The organism is Amphritea sp. (genome assembly GCF_048266285.1).
In the GTDB taxonomy this organism is placed as follows: domain Bacteria; phylum Pseudomonadota; class Gammaproteobacteria; order Pseudomonadales; family Balneatricaceae; genus Amphritea.
Map to the genome: position 1 here is coordinate 83,998 of NZ_JBLWZV010000010.1, position 22,197 is coordinate 106,194.

21 protein-coding genes are annotated in these 22,197 nt (G+C 49.7%); 16 read left to right on the forward strand and 5 right to left on the reverse strand.

Going from position 1 to position 22,197, the window contains the following annotated elements; genetic code table 11:
- Window positions 1–165: 165 nt before the first annotated feature.
- From ACN0T0_RS12480 to ribA, 4 genes are all read left to right on the forward strand, one after another.
- On the forward strand, window positions 166–498 hold the full coding sequence (locus ACN0T0_RS12480) for a PepSY domain-containing protein (RefSeq protein WP_417226550.1): 333 nt from the start codon (window positions 166–168) through the stop codon (window positions 496–498).
- 4 nt (window positions 499–502) lie between these two features.
- Window positions 503–1,165, forward strand: coding sequence for a response regulator transcription factor (locus ACN0T0_RS12485; protein WP_417226552.1), 663 nt, complete (start codon window positions 503–505; stop codon window positions 1,163–1,165).
- Window positions 1,162–2,508 (forward strand): ATP-binding protein, encoded by a 1,347-nt coding sequence (locus tag ACN0T0_RS12490; protein ID WP_417226554.1) that lies wholly within the window; start codon window positions 1,162–1,164, stop codon window positions 2,506–2,508. The genes ACN0T0_RS12485 and ACN0T0_RS12490 overlap by 4 nt, the downstream gene beginning before the upstream one ends.
- Window positions 2,509–2,618: 110 nt before the next feature.
- Window positions 2,619–3,251 (forward strand): GTP cyclohydrolase II, encoded by a 633-nt coding sequence (gene ribA, locus ACN0T0_RS12495; RefSeq protein ID WP_417226556.1) that lies wholly within the window; start codon window positions 2,619–2,621, stop codon window positions 3,249–3,251.
- Window positions 3,252–3,329: 78 nt separating this feature from the next.
- Here ribA and dxs read toward each other — a convergent pair whose 3' ends face one another.
- The 3 genes from dxs to ACN0T0_RS12510 are packed head-to-tail and all read right to left on the reverse strand — an operon-like array spanning window position 3,330 to window position 6,254.
- Window positions 3,330–5,123 carry a 1-deoxy-D-xylulose-5-phosphate synthase gene (gene dxs / locus ACN0T0_RS12500; RefSeq protein ID WP_417226610.1) on the reverse strand — a complete coding sequence of 598 codons (1,794 nt, stop codon included), beginning with the start codon at window positions 5,121–5,123 and terminating at the stop codon, window positions 3,330–3,332.
- 5 nt (window positions 5,124–5,128) lie between these two features.
- The gene (locus tag ACN0T0_RS12505) at window positions 5,129–6,010 is read right to left on the reverse strand and encodes a polyprenyl synthetase family protein (protein WP_417226558.1); all 882 of its coding nucleotides are present in this window, start codon (window positions 6,008–6,010) and stop codon (window positions 5,129–5,131) included.
- A gap of 4 nt (window positions 6,011–6,014) precedes the next feature.
- Window positions 6,015–6,254, reverse strand: coding sequence for an exodeoxyribonuclease VII small subunit (locus ACN0T0_RS12510; protein ID WP_215952165.1), 240 nt, complete (start codon window positions 6,252–6,254; stop codon window positions 6,015–6,017).
- 225 nt (window positions 6,255–6,479) lie between these two features.
- Here ACN0T0_RS12510 and pomA point away from each other — a divergent pair, with 225 nt between their 5' ends.
- On the forward strand, window positions 6,480–7,244 hold the full coding sequence (gene pomA, locus ACN0T0_RS12515; RefSeq protein WP_417226560.1) for a flagellar motor protein PomA: 765 nt from the start codon (window positions 6,480–6,482) through the stop codon (window positions 7,242–7,244).
- Between the two features lie 14 nt (window positions 7,245–7,258).
- Window positions 7,259–8,212, forward strand: coding sequence for a flagellar motor protein MotB (locus ACN0T0_RS12520; protein WP_417226562.1), 954 nt, complete (start codon window positions 7,259–7,261; stop codon window positions 8,210–8,212).
- A 114-nt stretch (window positions 8,213–8,326) separates the two neighbouring features.
- Here the strand turns inward: ACN0T0_RS12520 and ACN0T0_RS12525 are convergent, their stop codons facing one another.
- Both ACN0T0_RS12525 and ACN0T0_RS12530 read right to left on the reverse strand, forming a co-directional pair.
- Entirely contained in the window at window positions 8,327–8,632 is a 306-nt protein-coding gene (locus ACN0T0_RS12525) for a c-type cytochrome (RefSeq protein ID WP_417226563.1), read from the reverse strand.
- 161 nt (window positions 8,633–8,793) lie between these two features.
- Complete coding sequence (locus ACN0T0_RS12530) at window positions 8,794–8,997, reverse strand: hypothetical protein (protein ID WP_417226565.1); 204 nt, start codon at window positions 8,995–8,997, stop codon at window positions 8,794–8,796.
- 300 nt (window positions 8,998–9,297) lie between these two features.
- Between ACN0T0_RS12530 and ACN0T0_RS12535 the strand changes: the two genes are divergently transcribed.
- From ACN0T0_RS12535 to ACN0T0_RS12580, 10 genes are all read left to right on the forward strand, one after another.
- Window positions 9,298–9,765 (forward strand): hypothetical protein, encoded by a 468-nt coding sequence (locus ACN0T0_RS12535; protein WP_417226567.1) that lies wholly within the window; start codon window positions 9,298–9,300, stop codon window positions 9,763–9,765.
- 149 nt (window positions 9,766–9,914) lie between these two features.
- A complete protein-coding gene (locus ACN0T0_RS12540; RefSeq protein ID WP_417226569.1) occupies window positions 9,915–10,547 on the forward strand; it encodes a 2OG-Fe(II) oxygenase in 633 nt (210 codons plus the stop codon).
- Window positions 10,548–10,708: 161 nt separating this feature from the next.
- Window positions 10,709–12,229, forward strand: coding sequence for an ArnT family glycosyltransferase (locus ACN0T0_RS12545; RefSeq protein ID WP_417226571.1), 1,521 nt, complete (start codon window positions 10,709–10,711; stop codon window positions 12,227–12,229).
- 150 nt (window positions 12,230–12,379) lie between these two features.
- Window positions 12,380–14,638 (forward strand): phosphoenolpyruvate--protein phosphotransferase, encoded by a 2,259-nt coding sequence (ptsP, locus tag ACN0T0_RS12550; protein ID WP_417226573.1) that lies wholly within the window; start codon window positions 12,380–12,382, stop codon window positions 14,636–14,638.
- Window positions 14,639–14,643: 5 nt separating this feature from the next.
- Window positions 14,644–15,159: an MgtC/SapB family protein gene (locus tag ACN0T0_RS12555; protein WP_417226575.1), complete on the forward strand. Its 516-nt coding sequence runs from the start codon at window positions 14,644–14,646 to the stop codon at window positions 15,157–15,159.
- On the forward strand, window positions 15,159–16,298 hold the full coding sequence (locus ACN0T0_RS12560; RefSeq protein WP_417226577.1) for a flavohemoglobin expression-modulating QEGLA motif protein: 1,140 nt from the start codon (window positions 15,159–15,161) through the stop codon (window positions 16,296–16,298). The genes ACN0T0_RS12555 and ACN0T0_RS12560 overlap by 1 nt, the downstream gene beginning before the upstream one ends.
- An 80-nt stretch (window positions 16,299–16,378) precedes the next feature.
- Window positions 16,379–17,818, forward strand: a complete 1,440-nt coding sequence (locus ACN0T0_RS12565; protein ID WP_417226578.1) for a class II fumarate hydratase — start codon at window positions 16,379–16,381, stop codon at window positions 17,816–17,818.
- A 299-nt stretch (window positions 17,819–18,117) separates the two neighbouring features.
- The gene (locus tag ACN0T0_RS12570) at window positions 18,118–19,323 is read left to right on the forward strand and encodes an acetylornithine transaminase (RefSeq protein WP_417226579.1); all 1,206 of its coding nucleotides are present in this window, start codon (window positions 18,118–18,120) and stop codon (window positions 19,321–19,323) included.
- A 164-nt stretch (window positions 19,324–19,487) separates the two neighbouring features.
- On the forward strand, window positions 19,488–20,927 hold the full coding sequence (locus ACN0T0_RS12575; RefSeq protein WP_417226581.1) for a RimK family protein: 1,440 nt from the start codon (window positions 19,488–19,490) through the stop codon (window positions 20,925–20,927).
- Window positions 20,928–20,930: 3 nt separating this feature from the next.
- The gene (locus ACN0T0_RS12580) at window positions 20,931–22,076 is read left to right on the forward strand and encodes a GNAT family N-acetyltransferase/peptidase C39 family protein (protein WP_417226583.1); all 1,146 of its coding nucleotides are present in this window, start codon (window positions 20,931–20,933) and stop codon (window positions 22,074–22,076) included.
- Window positions 22,077–22,197: the final 121 nt, after the last annotated feature.

Consider the following 22,197-nt stretch of genomic DNA (forward strand, 5'->3'; position numbering starts at 1 on the left):
GGCCATTTCGCTTGCAACAGGCTTGGTAACAAAGCGTTGGAATATCAGCGGCAGCCACGGTTGCAAAGAGTTAAGGCTGTCTTGAACATAAGGCAGGTATTGCAGAGCAACCCTATTCGCGTATAGATTGACGTGAGGTGAGCCGACGTTAGCAGTGGAGCTATTATGAAAGCCATGATCCAAAAAATTGTATTGTTATTCTTGTTGGCATCAACGCCACTGTATAGCGGTGACTTAAGCATTAAAACGCTGGATGTCGAGGCTTGCCGAGAGCTGATGGAAGCGGGTGAGATCCTTTCGATGAGTGAGCTGATGCGACTGGTGAGCACTCTGTCCGAGGGGAAAATTATTGATACCCAGCTATTACAGAAAGGCCCCGCCTATATCTATGAGATGGAAATTGCGGCAAAGGATGGCATGGTCTCGATGCTTTATGTCGATGCGCGCAATGGTATGGTGGTCGATCCGGCCATCCTTAATATGCAACAGGAAGGGTGAGTCGATGCGTATTTTGTTAGTTGAAGATGATGCGGCGCTCGGGCCTGAACTGAAAAGCTCATTGAGTAAACATGGTTATGCGGTGGATCTGGCCGTTAACGGTGTCGACGGTGAAACGATGGGCAAAGAGGATATCTATGATCTGGTTATTCTCGATCTAGGTTTACCGGATCGCTCAGGGCTTGAGGTGTTACGCCATTGGCGCGCTGAGAAGAATAATATTCCCGTGTTGGTGTTAACCGCACGCAGTGCATGGCAAGAACGGGTCGATGGGTTCGATGCTGGGGCGGATGACTATCTGCCTAAGCCGTTTCATACTGAAGAATTGCTGGCGCGAATGACCGCCTTGTTGCGTCGCGCCAATCAACAGATTACCTCGCAGTTGGAAGCCTCAGGGCTGACCTTGGATGAGAATACTCAGTCCGTCATAAGGGATGGTGCTGAAGTGGCGTTGACCGGCACTGAGTACCGCCTACTGCGTTATATGATGCATAACCCCGGCAGAGTGTTATCGAAGCTGCAGTTGGTCGAGCATATGTATGACGATTGTGCCGAGAACGACAGTAATGTGGTTGAGGCCTATATCAAAATGCTGCGTAAGAAAATTGGCCATGAAATGATTTCGACCAAACGGGGTCAGGGGTATGTTTTTGGAGTCGCCCGTTGAAATCGATTCAGTCCCGCCTCAATATCAATTTTATTGCGGTCACGCTAATTCTGTTTACCCTGTTTTGGGTGGGGCAAAGTTGGTTTCTACGGCAGATGGCCTACGATTTTGTAGCTAACCGTTTGTCCAGCGATGCCTATACGGTGCTGCGTGCAGTTGAGATGGATATTGGTGATGGTTGGCGCATCAATGCTGATAACACCTCGTCAGTGTATCAACAGCCGATGTCTGGGCATTACTTTCAAGTGTCGGTTGATGGTAAGTGGTTTTTTTCCCGCTCTCTTTGGGACGGCCAAATCCCCACCAAAGCCGGGCTCGATATTGGTCAGGAAAATATACGCCTGATTCAGCAGAACGATAAACCTACTCTGGTATATGCTAAAACTTTTATGAAGCAGGGCCGTGAGATACAGGTGATACTCGCGGAAGATATCAGTCGTATTGAGGAATCATTGGCTCAGCTGGGCTGGTTGCTGGCCGGGCTCGGTATTGTTGGCTTAATTATATTGCTGGCGCTGCAGATCTTTATTATTCGCCGAGGGTTAGCGTCGCTGACCGAGGTTAAGGAGGATATTCTGCGCTTGAAAACCGGTGATATTCGGCAATTGTCACCCAGTAATACCACCGAAATTGAACCGTTGGTCACCGAGATTAACTATCTGGTACAGAATATGGAGCTGCGTCTGCAGCGTTCTCGTAATGCTGTCGGTAATCTGGCCCACGCGGCTAAAACCCCTCTGACGGTCATTGATCGCCATATAGACACCTTACTCGAAGAGGGCGTTGCAGAAGGTTCGAGCATTAAAGAGCAATCGCAGCGCCTGCGGGAGATGATCGAGCGTGAATTGACCCGGGCGCGAATTGCCGGAGCTGCTTTGCCGGGGCAGCGAATTTATATTGGTGAGGAGCTGGAAAAACTCACCCGCACGCTCAAAGCGATCTATCGAGAGAAGGCGTTGGTGTTTGAACTCGATATCAGCGCTAAAAGCTATTTTCCCGGCGAGCGGGATGATTTGGTCGAATTAATGGGTAATCTATTGGATAACGCCAGTAAATGGGCGACCAGTCAGATTCGTATCAAAGCCCATATGGATGATCATTGTCTCGAATTAGTGGTGGAAGATGATGGCCCAGGTATTGCTGCCGATAAGCGTGAACAGCTGATGAACCGTGGGGAACGTCTTGATGAGTCGACCAGTGGCCATGGTCTGGGTATGAGCATTATCAGTGAGATTGTGCGTCAGTATCAGGGGCGTTTTACGCTTGGTTCTTCCGCGCAGTTAGGTGGTCTTGAGGTTCAGGTAATGCTACCGCGACAGGTAAATCTTCAGCTGCAAGCGTAATATTAACCCCCTACACCTTTAATAATCTGTGATTGCCCCCATTACAGGGGTATGTCCAACGCCGTATCACTGCTAAAATAGCCGCCTTATTTTTTCGAAGGAATACCTTAGTGTCAGTCAAGTATGTCGCATCGTCTAAGCTGCCGACCCCTTGGGGGGTTTTTACAATGGTTGGGTTTGAAGACCTAGCTTCGGGGAAAGAGCATGTGGCACTGACCTTTGGTGACCTAAGTACCGGAGAGCCGGTATTGGCACGTATCCATTCCGAGTGTTTGACCGGGGATGCACTGTTCTCATTGCGTTGTGATTGCGGTTTTCAGCTGCAAGAAGCGATGAAACGGATCACCGAAGAAGGTTGTGGTGTATTGCTCTACCTGCGTCAGGAAGGCCGAGGTATCGGGCTGCTCAACAAGATTAAAGCATATCATCTGCAAGATGGTGGCGCCGACACGGTGGAAGCCAATGAGAAACTGGGCTTTGCCGCTGATATGCGCGATTACAGTATGTGTGAAAAGATGCTCGCGCACTTGGGTGTCGATAGCGTTAAGTTGATGACTAACAACCCACGTAAGGTGAAGGCCTTAGAAGAGTATGGCCTGAAAGTCGCAGCCCGTGTGCCGTTGCAAGTGGGTAAAAATCGCCATAATGAACATTACTTAGCAACCAAGATGGGTAAGCTTGGTCATCTGATGAGTGAACATCACTTTCAAGATGACGGTTCTGACAAAGAATCAAAAGAATAAAAGAAACCGGCTATTGAAGCCGGTTTTTTTATGTCCCAATCGTATGATGGGCGAACTGAGCCTGAAGGCAGGCAGGGATTAGGGTAGCGGTAGATATGGCTTAATGGCAGCGACAATGCCTTGGCTGTCTAAGCCACATTCGGTCAGTTGTTCTGCGCGAGTGGCATGTTCGATCCAGCGATCAGGGATGCCAAGACTGAGTAGCTGGTTGCTGTATAGCTGCGCATGTAGATACTCACCGACGGCCGCTCCGGCGCCTCCTGCCACGACATGATCTTCAAGGGTAATCAGCAGTGGATGAGTTAACACCAGCTGATCGATCAGCGCCTGATCGAGGGGCTTAACAAAGCGCATATCCACCAGTGATAGGTTGAGCTGTTTTGCCGCGTCAGTAGCGGCGGGCAGCAACGGGCCGAAGTTTAAGATCACTCCTTGTTCGCCTTGGCGTAACAGTCGGGCCTTACCTAACGGCACGCTGGCTGAGGTCGTTACACTGTGGCCAGGGCCTTTTCCGCGCGGATAACGAACCGCCGCGGGTCCTAGATGCTCATAGCCTGTTTGTAACAGGTTGCACAGCTCTTGTTCATCTGCCGGGGTCATGATGACCATGCCGGGAATACAGCGCAGGTAGCTAATATCGAAGCAGCCCGCATGGGTTGCGCCATCTTCGCCAACCAGTCCCGCCCGATCCACTGCCAGCAGCACATCTAGATCCTGGATGGCGACATCGTGAATGAACTGATCATAGCCACGCTGTAAAAAGGTGGAATAGATCGCCACGACTGGTTTCATCTTCCGATAAGCCATACCAGCGGCCAGTGTTACGGCATGTTGCTCCGCAATGGCGACATCAAAGAAACGGTCGCTGAAACGCTGCGAAAATTCAATCAGATCCGAGCCTTCACTCATCGCCGGCGTAATCGCTACGGTACGGCTATCCTGTTCAGCTAAATCGCAGATCCAGCGGCCAAAGATGTTGGCGTAATTGGTTTTTTTCGCTGCCGGGCTAGGTGTGCCTGCTTTAGTTTGGGTGAGCGGCTCGATTTTGGTGATGGCATGATAGCCAACCGGATCTTTTTCGGCTGGCGCAAAGCCTTTACCTTTAATCGTGGTGATGTGGAGAAACTGGGGCCCGGGGGTGTTTAGCGAGTGTTGCAACGCAGGCAGTAGCTGGTTGAAATCATGGCCATCTATCGGGCCGTTATAATGAAAATTTAAGGCTTCAAAAAGGGATGCTGAAGTAGCGGCCATCTTATCCTTCAGATTTTTCGCCAGATAGGTTGCCAGCCCGCCTTCATTACGCGAGATCGACATGTCGTTATCATTCAGAATCACCAATAGATCGGCATGGGTGTGGGCGGCATGGTTAAGCGCTTCAAAGGCCATACCGGCGGTCATCGCGCCATCGCCGATAACGGCAACGGTCTTATGAGGCAACCCCTGTAGTCGATCAGCGAGAGCCATCCCGAGAGCGGCGCTGATGGAGGTGCTTGAGTGGCCAGTGCCAAAGCTATCGTAGGGACTTTCCTTGATACGAGGAAATGGCGCTAAGCCATCTTTCTGACGGATGCTTAGCAGTGCTTCCCGGCGCCCGGTGAGGATTTTATGGGGATAACTCTGGTGACCAACATCCCAAATTAGATGATCATTGGGGGTGTCGAGTAGATAGTGCAACGCGATAGTGAGTTCGGTAACTCCTAATCCGGCACCAAAATGCCCCCCCGTCTGGCCGACCGCAAATAGCAAAAAGGCGCGCAGCTGTTCGGCCACTATCGGCAGTTGTTCCGCCGTCAGTCGTCGCAGCTGCGCAGGTGAGTTAAGGCTGTCTAGCAGCGGGGTGTCCGGACGGTTCACCGGTAGGGCATAAAACATAGTGATCAATACTGGCGCTCAACAATGTAGTCAGCGAGCCAGTGAAGCGGCGCAGCTGCATCTTTAAAATAGTCGATACTGGCGTGGGCCTGTTCATTAAGATGGGTGAGTTTCTGCTTGGCGCCGGCCATACCCAAGAGAGCAGGGTAGGTAGACTTCTCATGCAGCAGGTCAGAGCCTTGGGGTTTACCCAGTGTTTCGGTATTGCTTTCTATATCGAGAATATCGTCTTTCACCTGAAATGCCAGCCCGATCGCGCGGGAATAGCTATTCAGGGCTTGCAGGTCGGCGGGGGTGGCGTGGGTGCTGGATAACGCGCCCATTTCGATACTGGCATTGATTAGTGCACCGGTTTTATGGCGATGCATCAGCTCGAGCTGTGCAATACTAATTTGCTTGCCTTCGTTATCGAGGTCGATCGACTGACCGCCCACCATGCCCTGATAGCCACTGTCGCGGGCGAGTATTTGCAGCATACGCAGGTTGATTTCTGCGGGTAAATTGTTGTCGGCGGCTAGGAGCTGGAAGGCTAGAGCCTGCAAACCATCCCCAGCAAGAATCGCGGTGGCTTCATCGAAGGCGATATGGCAAGTGGGTTTGCCGCGGCGTAGCTCGTCATCATCCATCGCCGGTAGGTCATCGTGAACCAGTGAGTAGCTGTGGATACATTCGATGGCGCAGGCTGCTGCGTCGGCCTGTGCTAACGAGCCATCAAGTAGTTGGTTGGCCATATAGACCAGCACGGGACGCACCCGCTTACCACCATTAAACAGTGAGTATTGCATCGCCTGACGCACTTTATCAGCATCACTTGAGTGGTTTAAAACCGTGTTCAGGTGTTGCTCTACCCGATGCTGGTACTGCTGCAACAAAGGCTTAGCATCCATCGGCTTATTCCTCGGGCAGGATAAAGGGCGCTTCTTTTAACTCCCCGTTCTGCTGAATTAGCATCTGCACCTTTTGTTCCGCATCGGCGAGAATAGTCTGACAGTCGCGGGTAAGGCGCACGCCCTGTTCAAAGGTTTGCAGCGATTGCTCTAGCGATAGTTCGCCCTGCTCCAGCTGGTTAACCATGGATTCTAATTCTGCCAGCGATGTTTCAAAATCGGGTGTTTTTTTCTTTGCGCACATAGAGCATACCGTCGGGGATTGGAGCCGTTTTAAAGGCGACAAGTTACCGGACAGGCCGGTCAGGGTCAATCAAGCGAATAAATTGTACTCTAAACAGGGTGATATAGGGGAACCCGGTTAAAATTTTGCTATTATCCGGTTAAAGTTTTACCGCTATACGGGCGATAACGTGAGATTGGTCAGGCCTTTTAGGCGCTGGCATGTCGATACACGAAGGGGATTTGTGTGGATTTAGCAACACTGGTTGGGTTAATTGGCTCATTAGGCATTGTTATTGCCGCCATGGTACTGGGTGGTGATCCTGGTGTCTTTTTCAACGTACCGTCGTTACTCATCGTTATCGGAGGCATGCTGTTAGTGGTGCTGATGAAGTTCACCTTGGGGCAGTTTCTCGGGGTGGGTAAAATCGCGGCGAAGGCGTTTCTGTTTAAGTCCGTCAGTCCAGAAGATATTATCGCTGAAACGGTTGATTTGGCTGATGCGGCACGTAAAGGTGGTCTGCTTTCCCTCGAAGATAAAGAGGTGAGTAGTGATTTTATGCAGCGTGGCATTCAGTTATTGGTAGACGGGCATGATCCAGATATCGTAAAAACGCTGTTAAATAAAGAGATGAAACTCACCAACGATCGTCATCAGACCGGAATTAGCGTATTTAGCTCGATGGGCGATGTGGCGCCGGCGATGGGCATGATCGGGACTCTCGTGGGTCTGGTACAGATGCTGTCGAATATGTCTGACCCTAAATCGATCGGTCCGGCGATGGCGGTGGCGCTGCTGACCACGCTATACGGCGCGATGATTGCCACCATGATTGCTTTGCCGATTGCCGATAAACTGTCTATTCGTAAAGATGAAGAAGCGCTTAATCAGGCGTTGATTATCGATGGTTTGCTGGCGATTCAGGCGGGTCAGAACCCTCGGGTTATTGAGCAGATGCTGCGTAACTACCTGCCGGAATCTAAGCGTGCCGTAGCCGCTGAACAAGGCTAAAGGGGTATACACGGATGAGCGATGAAGAACTCGAATGCCCCCCCTGTCCAGTCGGTTTACCGGGTTGGTTGGCGACTTTCGCCGACCTAATGTCACTGTTGATGTGTTTTTTCGTACTGCTACTGTCATTTTCCGAGATGGATGTACTTAAATTCAAACAGTTAGCGGGCTCTATGCGTGAAGCATTTGGGGTGCAAAATCAGGTTAAAGTAGAAGATATTCCCAAGGGCACCAGTATTATTGCTCAAGAGTTTAGTCCGGGGCGACCAGAGCCTACGCCGCTCAACGAAGTGCGGCAGATGACGCTTAATAACGATCTGCAAACACTGGATGTTAGAACCAAAGAGGGTGAGTCTGAGGTTCAAGAGAAGCTTGAGGGTGAAACGGCCAATCAGCTGCAGCAGATGTTAGAGCAGATGGAAGCTCAGGCTGAAGCGCAGGCAAAAAAAGAAGCGGTTGAGTTTGCCGCTGCGCTACGCCAAGAGATCGGCCAGGGTAGTGTGGAGATCGATACTGACGGTCGTAAGATTGTTATCCGGGTGAAAGAGAAAGGCTCATTTGATTCGGGCTCTGCGGAGCTTAAGTTTGCCTATATCCCGGTGATTGCCAAGATCCGTGATGTGTTGCTAAATGTCGGTGGTAAAGTCGCGATTGAAGGGCACAGCGATAATATCCCGGTCTCCGGGGGAATGTATGAATCTAACTGGGGACTATCAACGGCGCGGGCACTGGCGGTTGGACATGAGCTGTTTGCTGATCCGCGTATTGACCAGTCGCGCTTCACCATTATTGGTTATGCTGATACTAAACCCTTGGCACCGAATAATACCGCTGAAAACCGCAGTATGAACCGTCGGGTTGAGATCATTATTCAGAAAGGCGATGATCCTGAGCAACTTGAAAAGCTACAAACCCAAGGGGCGGATGATCAGGACTTTGGGCCACTAGAGCCGCAGGATGTATTTTGATTGGCTGACGTGCACTGTTGGTAAAATGGTTGATCAATATTTGACCATAGTAAGGCGAAAAAAAACCGGCTAAGGCGCCGGTTTTTTTTATCTTTGGAATCGGTGTTTTAGCGATTACTTAGAATGGTCGATCATGTACTGGATAGCGCCTTTCAGTTCGCCTTCAGTACAATCCATGCAAGTGCCTTTAGGTGGCATTGCATTCAGGCCATTGGTTGCACTAACAAGCAGTGCGTCAATACCTTTGGCGGCACGAGGAGCCCATTGATCAGCTTTACCAACGATGGGTGCGCCTGCGGCACCGGTCATGTGGCAAGCCATGCACTTAGTGTTATATAGCGTTGCACCATCACGTTCAGCCATCGCTGCAACAGGGGTCATTAGCATGGCAGTGACTGCCAGAATCATTGTCTTTTTCATATCACCTTCACCTTTTTTAGTATCCGTTAATAGCTGTCGTTTAACCGACCCGGAATTTTAGTCATCGCAGTGTATGCGTTTGACTATACCAAAGTAAATACCTCAAAAGGTCTGAATCGAAGCTGAATCAATAAAGAGGGAGATAGTAATAACGCCGCTATTTAAGGGCGTAGGCTCATCGCGTAAGCGGCTTGGTTATGCTGACTTGAAGCTTTTAATTGCTGTGTTTTACGCTGTTTAATATAGCTGTTGTAATGGTTCATTATCTGTTCAGAAGGTAGATCAATCATCATTTTGATTTGATCTGGACTATGGCCATCCCGAAGTAATTGGCCGATTTGATGTTCAGTTGTGTTCATTGACATTGTTTAAATCCTTTTTTGTACTTAACTTAAAGGAGTATGGCGGAGGATTATGACAAAAATATTTCTCAGGCCATTAATTCTGGGTAATATCAGGTTTTTTGTTGTCGTTTGGGGACAGAATAGTATATGTTCTATTTATTACTCAAAATGAGATGTCTGTTTGCTTTTGCCTCTGATTAGGTAAATTGAATGTGAAATGAATGTTTCACGCAAAAATACAGTGAGGAGGCAAAAATGGGTAAGGCGACTTTGAACCCGGGTGGTTCTGTTCAAACAAAAAATACATATACAGGAGAGGCTATGCCGACTAGTTTGCGTGCCAGTTATGATGCTGATGAATTAGCTCAAAAGCTGGGATTTGTGTCTTTTTCAACTGACTTTTTGATTCGTTGTTATCGAGTCTTTGATGGTGATATTAAATCGGCCATTATTTTTAATGTGATCTCACTCTGGGCACTACGTCAGCGTGAAGAGGCGGAAGATAGTCAGCAAGTCGCAGGCTTTTCGTGTAATAACCACTCTATCAGTATCGCTACCGGTATTCCCTATGAAACAGTGCGCCGTAAAGTGAAAGCGATGGTTGAGAATGGTTGGCTGGAATTTAGTGATTCTTCCCATGTACTGCTTAACTCCGTTAAATGGAAAGATGTGTTGAGTGACGTTGTCGATCCTGAGCGCTGTGTGGTTGGCTATGTGCGTAGTACCGATGTTACGCCGTCGTTTTCACGTAATGAGCGTCACGGTAGCCCGGCTGATCGGCGAAGCTGAGAGTTCGCATTTTGATACCGGGGTCGCTATTGCGGCCTTTTTTATGGTCTGTGATTTGACTGCTGCTTGATGGTCGATAGTGATTGCCTGCGTTCTTTTTTTTCGGTCAAATGCACACATCTAATGATGTGTTAAATAGGGAACCGGTCATGTCAGCCAACGAGCTGTTCGAACAGATTGCTGAAGAGATCTATCAGCAAGGGTATTCAGTGCTTAGTCATGCGCTACCTGAGCCGCTGTGTCAGGCGCTAGCGGTAGAAGTTAGGGCGTTACCTAAAGACCGCTTTAGTCGAGCGGGTATTGGCCGTCAGGACGCTCACATTAAAGCCGAAACGATCCGTCGTGATGAGATCTGCTGGATTGATAACAGCACCGAACCGGGGCGTGAGTGGTTAGCGTGGACTGGGGAGCTACAGCAAGCGATTAATCGACGGTTGTTTTTAGGCTTGTTCTCGTTTGAAAGTCATTATGCTCATTATCAGGCCGGTGATTTTTATAAGGTTCACCGGGATGCTTTCCGCGGGCAGCAAAATCGCGTGCTCACGGTGGTCGCTTATCTTAATCCGGATTGGCGGATTGAGGATGGCGGTGAGCTGCTGGTCTATCCCGACGAAGGTAACGAACCGTTGTTGCAAGTGCTGCCAGAATTCGGCACCTTGGTGGTGTTTCTTAGTGAAGAATTTCCCCATGAGGTTCTGCCAGCCCAAGCCGATCGCTATAGCATTGCCGGCTGGTATCGTATTAACAGCGGCAACAGTCATCGGGTCGATCCCGATAGTTGATCGTTGCAATAGCGGCACAGCCCTAGGCATTGCATTGGCAGGCATCGGAGAGTGCTGGTGATAACACCCATTGATTGTTAGTTTGAAGCTGAACAGTGCTCGATTTTGTCTGTCGCAGTGATAACATATGGCTTCGATAGGTTTTAGATTAAGGACTGCCGGTGTCCCTCTCTGTTAAATCCGCATCATCTTTTCGACTTTTTATAGGGTTACTACTTGGCTATGTGCTGGTGCACTTGCTCATACGTTTGGCGATGGGAGGCACGCTGGAACTGGATGAGGCTGAACAGCTGATTCTAGGGCAGCAGTTAGCTTGGGGGTATAACACTCAGCCGCCGCTTTATAGCTGGCTTCAATGGTCGTTTTTTCAACTCTTCGGTGAAGGGATCTTTGCACTGACCCTGTTGAAGTCGTTATTACTGTTTGTCATCTATCTGTTTACCTGGCTTACGGCACGTTGCCTTATTCGCGAACCACGGATCGCCCTGTGGGCGACGTTTTCACTCTTTTTGATACCCAGTATCGCTTGGGAATCCGTGCGAGATCTGACTCACTCGGTACTGGCCACTGCGATTGCCGCGGCGACGTTCTATACGGTTATCCGCATTTATCAACAACGCTCTCTCGGTGGCTATTTGGCTCTGGGTGTGTTGTTGGCGTGTGGTATGTTGGCGAAATACAGCTTTGCGCTGTTTGCCTTGAGTCTCCTGTTGGCCGCCGTGTCATTGCCGGGCTATCGACGTTTATTGTTAGATCGACGTATTCTCATATCTGCCGTGCTGGGGTTGCTACTTGTAACACCTCATCTGCTGTGGGCTTTGGCGCATCAGGATCAGATTAGTGGCTTTATCGCTAATCAGGTCGGTGAAGGACAACAAACGGATTATCTAGCTGGGGTGATCAGTGGTTTGTCGAGTCTGATAAAGAGTGCCGTAGAGTTCTTGATCCTTGTGTGGCTGGTGTTGACCTTGTTATTTCCGTCTGCCTATCGGGCATTACCCGCTGATAATGTGAATATTCACCGGTTACTTACGGCACGTTTTTTATTGGCGGCTTTGCTGGTATGTATTGCTTTGATTATGGTGATGGGGGCGACGCATTTTCAGAACCGCTGGTTTCAGCCGCTACTGTTTATCTTTCCGCTGTATTTCCTCAGTCGCGCCGATGCCATGGGGGTAACAGCCCGGCGGGAGATGTTATTGCGTTCGGTGATTATCTTTTTCGCCGTTACCGTTATTGTGTTGCGTTTTAGTCAGTTTTGGCTGGCGCCCTATATGAAGCGCAATGTGAACCGCATGCAGTACCCTTCGGCTGATATCGCCGAGCAACTCAGAGAGCAAGGATTTAACGGCGGCACTATCATTGGTGATAGCAATTTAACCGTGGCGAACATCGGCCTCTACTTCGATGATGCGCGCTTATTAAGCCCTAAAACCGAATTTTTCATTGCGGATAATCGACCCGCAGAGGATCCGGGGCAGTGCTTGATCGCTTGGCATGTGAAGCAAGATGAGCAGATGCCCACCTCGCTGGCGGCTTATCTTCGTCATCAAGGGATTGTTGTCGGCGCAGCAAAACAGCATTATGTCAGTGCGCCCTATCAGTATACTGAGCGTGGCGAACATCGTATCGGTTACTTCTTGTTTAGCTCGGAAGCGACCTGCAATATCGAGGTAAATTAAGCCACGTTAGCTTACCGAGATGAGAGACGTATTTTTTAGCTTATAGCACAGCATTAACTGTGCTCATTTTAGTCGGTCTGATGATGCTATCTAGGTGTGGCCTAGCTTGGGTGTCGAATTAGAGTCGGTGACAGCATCAAGGCGGGAGTTATGAATCAGGATTCTAGTGAGAGTGCATTAGTCAAACTCACTCAAATTATTCAATCAGCAGCGAAAGCGAATACTATCGAGGCGCAGATTCAACATATTGTTGATGCGATCAGTGAAACGCTGTTGGTCGATGTCTGCAGTCTCTATCTCAAACAGCGGGATGAGAGTATGCGGTTGGTCGCCAGTCACGGCTTGGTGCGTAAGCATTCGGTGGTTATCCCGGCTAAGCAAGGCTTGGTTGGTCACGTGATGCAGCTGCAAAGTGTTATCAATATTAAAGAGCCTCACGAGCATCCTGAATATTATTTCGTCGCCCAATCTAAAGAGGAACGTTTTCATAGTTATTGCGGTGTGCCGTTGGTTTACCGTGCCCAAGTGTACGGTGTCTTGGTGGTACAAAGCCGTCGTGCCGAAGTGTTGCCCTCTGATTATGTGGCGTTACTTTCAACCCTCGCGACCCATCTGGCGATGTTGCTGGCCACCTATCCGAAAGAGGTGTTTCCTGGCCGTTCTAAAGCGAAGCATTATCCCGGTATCAGTGGTGCTCAGGGCGTCGCTATCGGCCGTGCTTTTATGCGCAAGTTACCAAGGCTTGCCGATATTCAAAAGCTAAAAGCCTCGAATGCCGAGTTGGAATATAGCCGTTGGGCGAGTGTCAAAGCTGAAGCTGTTAAGCAACTTCAGGACGAACGTAATACGATTAAGGATACCCTAGGCGAAGGTCTCGCTTCGGTGCTCGACGCCTATCAGATGCTTTTGCAAGATGTTACGTTTGAACAGCGGATCTTCGACGAGATAGCGGCGGGATTTCAGCTACCTTGGGCACTTAAACAATCGGTTGGGTTCTTTTCTGATAAGTTTAAGGCGATGGAAGACCCCTATCTGCGCGAACGGCATGAGGATATACAGCAGTTAGGCGCTAAGCTGTATCAGATCTGGCAGAAAACCGCTGAACCGGAGATGCCCGCCGGTAATGAACCACTGATTTTGGTGGGTGATCATATTAGTGTGTCGGATATCGTTAACCTGACCACCGAACAGTTAGCAGGTATTGTCTGTTTTGCCGGCGGTTCACTATCGCATATTGCCGTTTTTGCCAATGCTTTAGGTATCCCTGCGGTCATGGGGATCGGGGAAGTGCCGGTGTTGACCGGAGATCAACTGGTTGTCGATGGTGATGCTGGGCAGGTGATCTGTTCCCCGAGCCCGAGCACGCTCAAAGAGTATCAGCGCACACTGTTCGAAAGACGCACACTGGAAACGCGCTTACAGGCGGACAGTCAGTTACCCGCAGTGACCACCGATGGTGTTCGAATTACTTTGTTGGCGAACTCGGGCTTACAAGCAGATGTGTTGCCCGGCTTGCGATATGGTGCAGAAGGGATTGGTCTGTTCCGTACCGAAGTGCCGTTTATGATCCGTTCGAGCCTGCCATCGGAAGATGATCAGGAGATTATCTATCGCAACCTGATTAGCCACTATAAGGATAAGCCGGTGTATTTCCGGACATTGGATATCGGTGCCGATAAGCCGCTGTCTTATCTGCCGGTGGTGAAAGAGGATAACCCGGCACTGGGTTGGCGTGGCATTCGCTATACACTGGATAACTTACCCCTGTTGATCACTCAACTTCGGGCTATTTTAACCGCTGCCGCTGGCAACCCGCAGGTCCATCTGATGTTGCCGATGATCGCTTCAACCGAACAGTTAGATCAGTGCTTGGCGGTACTTCATGAGGTTCATCAGCAGCTGGTGGATGAAGGTGTGCCGGTCTGTTTACCGAAGATTGGGATTATGGTCGAGGTGCCTAGCTGTATAGCATTACTGCCATTCTGGCGTAAAAAACTGGATTTCATCTCCATTGGCACTAACGATTTGAGTCAATACCTGCTGGCTCTGGATCGTAATAGTCCGCTGGTGGGTAAATGGTATGATCCTTTGCACCCCTCTGTTTTACATGAGCTGATGCGGATCGCCACCACATCTAAACAGTTGAACTTGCCGGTCAGTGTCTGTGGTGAGATGGCATCCGATCCCGTGGCGGTGGTGTTATTGCTGGGGATGGGCATTAAACAGTTGAGCATGAGTGCGGCAAAAATTCCGTTGATTAAATGGATCGTTCGAGAGATTTCTCAAACTGAAGCGCAAGAGCTATTGGCGCAGGTGTTACAGCAGGATAATGCTACCGCCATTCGACAGTTGGGGCAGCAGTTTTTAGCCTCGAAGCAGTTGTTGTTCAATGACATCGGGCAACGATGACGGTGATGGATATCCAATCAGAATGGCTGCAAATCCTGTATGCGCTAGTGCGTATTGAGCCGTTTGAGTGGGGCTCTATTGGCACCGCCATTGGTTGTGGTGCCCTGATTGGTTGTGAACGTCAGATTCGCGGCAAACCGGTCGGTATTCGTACTTCGGCGTTAATTGTCGTGGGCACTTACTTGTTTCTTGCCAGCGCTTTTTTGCTGCAAGGCGAAACGATAGACCCAACCCGGATTATCGGGCAGGTGATTACCGGTATTGGTTTTCTTGGTGCGGGTGTGATGCTTGCCCGGCATGGCGAGGTCATCGGCGTAACATCGGCGGCGACTATCTGGATGTTGGCGGCTTTAGGGGTGCTGATTGGTTTGGGGTATCGCTTACCGGCAGTGAAGTTGTCATTTCTCGTGGTGATTATTTTGACCGGGGTCGAGCTGCTTGAAGCCCGGCTGACCATGCTTACCCGCGGAGTTCACCGTAAAGTCGACGCCTCGTCAGCGCGTTCAGCAAGGATCAAATAATGAGTGTCGATACAGTAGAGATGGCTCGGATACAAACCTTAGATACCGCCCTGTTTGAACAGATTAAGGGGATCAATATTCTTGATGCGGTATCACCGCAGAATTTTCGCCAAGAGAAGCTGGCTTTTTTTGCCTCTAATTTTTCCCAAAGCCCAAATTTTAGTTACGCAACGAGGCCAATCGATTCATTCCGGCTGAAGCGGGATCTATTTAATTTACCGGTAGATAAGTTGGGCGACGAAGATCTATTCACGCTCTACAGCAGTGTTATTGAATCCTATGTGGATAAAATCGATCAATATAAATCGATCAGCACGCCAGACTTTCTCTATGATTCGTTGCGTTATTACGGTGAACCGAGTGAGAAAGATAGTCGCAATGCCAACTTCATACTGCACTTGCCTGATACGGAAGAGAGCAGCGATAGGCTGCTCGGTGCGGCGGATATTGTGGCCAACCTTGAAGCGTTCGCGCAGCGGGAAAGCTATCAATATCAGATTAAACTGGACGATAGCCTGATCGCTAATGCACTGGTGTCGGGCACCACAGTTAAGGTGAATAGTTCGGCATTGATCTCGTCTACCGAGGTTAATGCCTTAGCGCATCATGAGCTAGGCGTGCATCTGGTGACGACACTCAATGCGCGCAGTCAGCCCCTGCGAGTGTTGGCGATGGGTTGCCCGGTCAATACCATGACCCAAGAAGGGCTGGCAATTCTGAGCGAATATCTGGCTGGTTTCATGACGCTGCCCCGTTTGAAAGTGTTGGCGCTACGGGTACTGGCGGTTGAGTCGATGATTGAAGAGAACGACTTTAAAAAAACCTTCCTGTTACTAAAAGAGCAACACCATGTTGCCGATGAGCAAGCCTTCACTATCACTGCGCGGGTCTATCGAGGTGGCGGCCTGACTAAAGACTATCTCTATCTGCAAGGGTTGCACCAGATGCTCAACGCCTATGAAACCCGTGAAGATTTTAGCAATCTATTGAGCGGTAAGGTGTCGATTGCCCAATTGTCACTGGTTACTCGCCTTATCGATAAGGGCTATCTGATTAAGCCTAAATTGATCAGTCCGGCGATCGCCAATCCGGTCGAAAATGATGCTATTCAACAGTTTATTACCCATGCGATTAAATAGAGAAACGGGCTCGTCTAGCCTATAGTTAAAGCGTTAGCAAACTGCGATTTAGCGTGTGGCTAACAAACTGAGGCGAGACTATGAAAAGCAAGCGTAAAAATAGCAAGGATAGCCATCAACAGGGGCAAGCCAAGGATCATTTCGCCCCAGTCGTGGTCGATAAAGGAGCGCTTTGGGGCACACAGACGCAGCGTTCACTGATCAATTTTAATATTGGTAAACAATGTTTTGAGACGGACTTTATAATCGCGCTGGTGGCGATAAAGCGTGCTTGCGCCGAGGTGAATCATCGCGAAGGGCGTTTGTCGATGGGGCACTATGAGGCTATTATTCAAGCCTGTGATACCTTATTGCAAGGCGAGCATCGAGATCAGTTTCCGCTAAGCGTTTGGCAAACCGGCTCCGGCACTCAGACCAATATGAACGTCAATGAGGTGATCTGCACCCTGGCAAACCGTTTTCAAGCGAGCACGGATAAACCGGCCGGCGAGGCGATTCATCCCAATGATCACGTCAATATGTCACAGTCATCTAATGATGTGTTTCCCAGTGGGATGCATCTGGTAGTGGCGCAGCAGAGTCATCACCAATTGCTACCTGCCATCGATCACCTGATCGAGCGCTTGCAAGAAAAACAAACAGAATTTATTGCTGTTTACGCCGTAGGCCATACCCATATGATGGATGCGTTGCCGCTGACGATTGGCGCAATGTTATCTGCTTATATTACCCAACTGACAGAAGCACGAGACGCGGTAAATGATAGCCTTAGCGTTATTTATAAATTGGCGATAGGCGGCACTGCCGTGGGATCAGGCAGTAATGCCCCGGCTAAGTTTGGCGAGCAGGTCGCCAAGGTGCTGGCACAACAGTACGGTTGGCCCTTCAGTGCTCATGAAAATCGCTATGCGGCGGTGTCCGGCGAAGATGCTTCGTTACGTTTTAGCGCTGGATTAAAGCAGTTAGCTGCGGCGCTACTGAAACTGGCTAATGACGTGCGCCTATTAGGTAGCGGCCCTCGATGTGGCTTCAATGAGTGGCAACTGCCTGCCAACGAACCCGGTAGTTCGATTATGCCCGGTAAGGTTAATCCGACTCAGTGTGAAGCGCTGAGTATGGTGTGTTTGCAGGTCTTCGGTAATGACTTGACCGTTTCAATGGCGGCCTCGCAGGGGCAGCTACAGTTGAATACTTACCGCCCGGTGATTATTCATAACCTGATGGAAAGCCTGCAATTGCTAACTGACGCGATGGTTTCCTTTGCCGACAACTGTATAGCGGGGTTAGCGTTAAATAGGGAACAGATTGAACAGCACATGGCGGATAACCTGTCGGTCATTACACTGCTGGCCCCACAGCTTGGCTATGATGTTGCTTCGGCGATTGTGCATCAGGCACATCAGGATAGCTGTTCACTGGCTGTTGCGGCGGAAACCTTAGGGTATTACCCTCAAGCGGACTTTACCGCCTTGATGCAGAGTGTCTTAAAGGATCAGTTAACCATGCCGATGGCTAAATAAAGCTGCGGTGTTTGTCGATGACAGCGTTGCAAGAATAGGTTAAAAAATCCCCAAAATAGTATTGACCGCAAACATAATTAGTTCGATACTCGCAGAATGATGAAATCACAGAGCAACACACAGATATCAGTCACCGACTACCTCAATACATTGCGACGCCGTGTATCGATTACCTGTGTCTGTTGGGGTGTTGAAGGCCGACGACGATAACCGTCTAAGCCCACGAAATTCTAAACAAGCCGCAGGTAACCCCTGCGGTTTTTTTTGTCTTAAATAAATGATTGAAAAGGAATACCTAGATGAACAGTTCATCTGCAGATGGATGGTCAGAGAAGCAGCACTACCTTATTCCCATTACCCCACGGCCGGAGCTCTGCTTTATGCGCGGCGAAGGTCACTATCTGTTTGATCAACATGGTAAACGCTATCTTGACTGGATACAGGGTTGGGCGGTGAATACGTTAGGCCACAGTGCTGAGGTGATGCAGCAGGCATTGATCAAGCAATCGGCACAACTGATTAACCCGAGCCCGGCTTTTTATAATCAGCCGATGTTGGCGCTGGCCGAGTTGTTGTGTGACAACTCAAGGTTTGATCAGGTGTTTTTCACCAATAGCGGTGCAGAGGCCAATGAAGGGGCGATTAAATTGGCTCGTAAGTGGGGCCAAAAACACAAACAAGGCGCCTATAAAATCATTACCTTCGACCATAGTTTCCATGGCCGGACATTGGCTACCATGTCGGCCACCGGCAAAGAGGCCTTCGGCCCTTTATTTGAGCCGAAAGTCAGTGGTTTTACCAAGATTGCCTATAATGATTTAGCTGCCACTGAAGCGGTTATTGATGAGCAAACCGTGGCTATTATGTTAGAGCTGATTCAGGGGGAGGCGGGGGTGATTCCGGCTGATGCTGAATTTGTTGCTGGTCTCGATGCGCTGTGCAAACAGCATAATGTGTTATTGATTGTCGATGAAGTACAAACCGGCATTGGCCGTACCGGTAGTCTGTTTGCCTATCAGCAGTACCAGGCTGAACCACATATTATGACCCTGGGTAAAGGCTTGGGTGGTGGTGTGCCGATTGCCGCCATGGTGATCGATGAAGCAGTTAGTTGTTTTGATTATGGCGATCAGGGTGGCACGTATAACGGTAACCCATTGATGTGTGCCGTATCGGGTGCGGTTTTGCAGGAGGTCTTGGTGGCTGACTTTTTAACTCAGGTTACGCGGGTTAGCGACTATTTCTGCGAACAGTTGGCGGTGCTAGCAAGCGACTTTGGGTTGGGGGCTACGCGAGGTAAGGGGCTGTTGTTGGCCATTAACACCGGCGCGTTTAGTGCGTCAAAAATAGTGGAATTAGCCAGAGACGCCGGCCTGTTGCTGAACGCACCCCGGGAAGATTCACTGCGCTTTATGCCGGCGCTGACATTGACTGAAAAAGAGGTGGATGAGGGCATTGGGATATTAGCCGAAGTGCTGGCTCACCTTAAAAAATTTGCGCAGTAACTGCGCTTCGGATCTGCGCGTTGTCGGTCAACTATCGTAACGCGCATACAAATCGATTCTGAAATACGCGAATCAAAACGACTTAACAACCCTGTGAATGTGGGGTGCCCAAACCGTCAGTTAATGATGTGCTCAAGCATCACCCTAAACTTTTGGACTGACAGATGTATAAAACGCTTTTTGTGGTAGATGATGACGTTTCGTTATCCGGTTTGCCATCCAACACTCTAACCTTTGAAACCTATTTGCGGGACTACCCTAAACGGGGCGAACCCAAAATCCGCATCATTAACCTTTGTGATACCGAGCGCTATCTGAGTAAGGGCTATTACTGCTCTTTATTGGCCGAAGCTCGTCAACATCAGGTGTTGCCCAGCGTTAAGGTGATCAATGCATTGCGAAGTCGTGGTGATGCTCCGCTGTGGATAAGTCATTCATTGTACGATGGTGAATTGGCAGCACTGGGCACACAGCTAATCTGTATGGGTGAAATCGCCGATGAACGGTTTAAAAAAATCGCCCGCCACGCTTTTCAGCAATTTCCGGCACCGTTGCTGCAAATGACTTGTGATGTGAGTGATGCGGGCAACGGTATTCACTTGAGTCGTTGCTCCCTGACTTCGCTGACCCCTGAGCAGCTTAACTTTGCATTACGGGTGATGGATGACTATGCCCGTATCAGTTGGCACAAAAAAGGCCCGGGTAAAAAGTATCGCTGGGATCTAGCGATTTTGGTGGATCCACAGGAGAAGGTTCCCCCCAGCGATAAGCGGGCGATCTCCCGGTTTGTTAAAGCGGCAGAAAAGTTTGGTATTCGAGTGCAAAGGGTCACGGCGGATGAGTTAAGCCATCTGAATCGTTTTGATGGTCTGTTTATCCGTGAAACCACGGCGATCGATCATCATACCTATCGTTTAGCCTGCGAAGCGGAGGAAAACGGCCTAGTGGTATTGGATGATCCCAGCTCGATACTGCGGTGCTGTAATAAGGTGTATCTGCATGATGCCTTTAATTACAAACAGGTTCCGAGCCTGAAAACGCAGTTTATTACCGATGCGAATGAGGCGACTCTAAACGGTCTTGAAACGGCGTTTGGCTATCCACTGGTGCTTAAATTGCCGGAGGGTTCATTCTCCAAGGGGGTGTTTAAAGCTGGCAGCCGTGATGAACTGAAGACCTTATTGGATCAGCTGTTCCAAGAGTCTGCACTACTGCTCGCGCAGGAGTATATGTTTACCGATTATGACTGGCGCATTGGGGTGCTAAATGGCCGGGCAATCTATGCTTGTCGGTATTATATGGCGCGCAACCATTGGCAGATTTATAACCACGGATCGAAGCGTAATTTCTCCGGTGGCTTCGATACCCTGGCAACCTTTGAAGTGCCGCGGACGGTGTTGGATGCTGCGTTAAAAGCTGCTGCTGTAGTGGGTGATGGCCTGTACGGTATTGATATTAAAGAGGTCAATGATTGTGCTTATGTTATTGAGGTTAACGATAACCCTAGCCTTGATAGCGGTGTGGAAGATCTTTACTTAGGGGAAGAACTGTATATGCAGGTGATGCATGAGTTTCTGCGGCGCTTTGAATTACGGGGCCGTTAAGCGATGACGATAATAGCGGCAGTGCCCGCAATAGAGGCAACAGCGGTCTTGTTTCGTCTGGCTAATCTCGATGATTTAGATCGCTTGGAACAGATCGAGAACGATTGTTTTGTTGGCGACCGCCTGCATCGACGTAGCTTGCGCCATTGGATTAAAGCCCCGCATGGGGTCTTGATCGTAGCCTTAGTAAAGCAGCAAGTGGTGGGTTACGGGCTAGTTTGGTGCCATAAAGGCACCCGCTTGGCGCGTCTATACTCCCTTGCGTTGCTATCCCATGAACGAGGCTTGGGCATTGCGACGCGGCTGGTGGGCGAGTTAGAGGCGCGAGCAGCTGAACGGGGTTATCTGTTTATGCGGCTAGAGGTGGCTAAGTCGAATCAAGCGGCCATGGAGTTGTATCGCCGCCGGGGTTATCGAGTGTTCGGTGAATATCATGATTATTACGAAGATCACACCGATGCCCTGCGGATGCAGAAAACAATTCAGTACCTCAGTGTTGATAAAACCCAGCGTTTAACACCTTGGTATCAGCAAACCACCCATTTTACCTGTGGCCCAGCGGCGCTGATGATGGCGATGGCCAGTCTCGATGAGACACGGCTGGTGGATCAGCAGGAAGAACTGGATATCTGGCGAGAAGCGACAACCGTGTTTATGACGACCGGACACGGCGGTTGTCACCCGTTGGGATTGGCTTTAGCCGCAAGCCAGCGGGGCTTCAGTGCTGAAGTGTTTATGAATACCGAAGCGCCACTGTTTGTTGACGGTGTTCGTTCGGCGCATAAGAAAGAGGTTATGGAAGTGGTGCATCAGCAGTTTGTCGAAAAAGCGGCTAACGATGCGCATATCGATGTGATCTATGATGAAGTGGGGCAGCAGCGGATCTCTGACTGGTTGCAGGCGGACTATGCCGTGATTGTGTTGATCAGCACCTTTAGGCTCGATGGTAAGAAGGCACCCCATTGGGTCGCGGTGACCGGTATTGATGAACGCTGTTTCTATGTGCATGACCCTGATGCCGGTGAACTTAGCCAATTAGCCATCGACAGCCAATACCTACCTATCACCCGTCAGGATTTTGATAAGATGTCTGCCTTTGGTAGTGGTCGGCTGAGAACCGCGGTGGCGATTAAACGACGCACGGATTAAGGCTGTGAGGCCTTGATTCGATTGGCATTGATAGGACTTAAACCTTTATACTCACCACTATTTTGTTCGCTGGTCGGCATTGTCGACGGTCGAGTTTTGATTGATAAAGGAAGGCATAGAG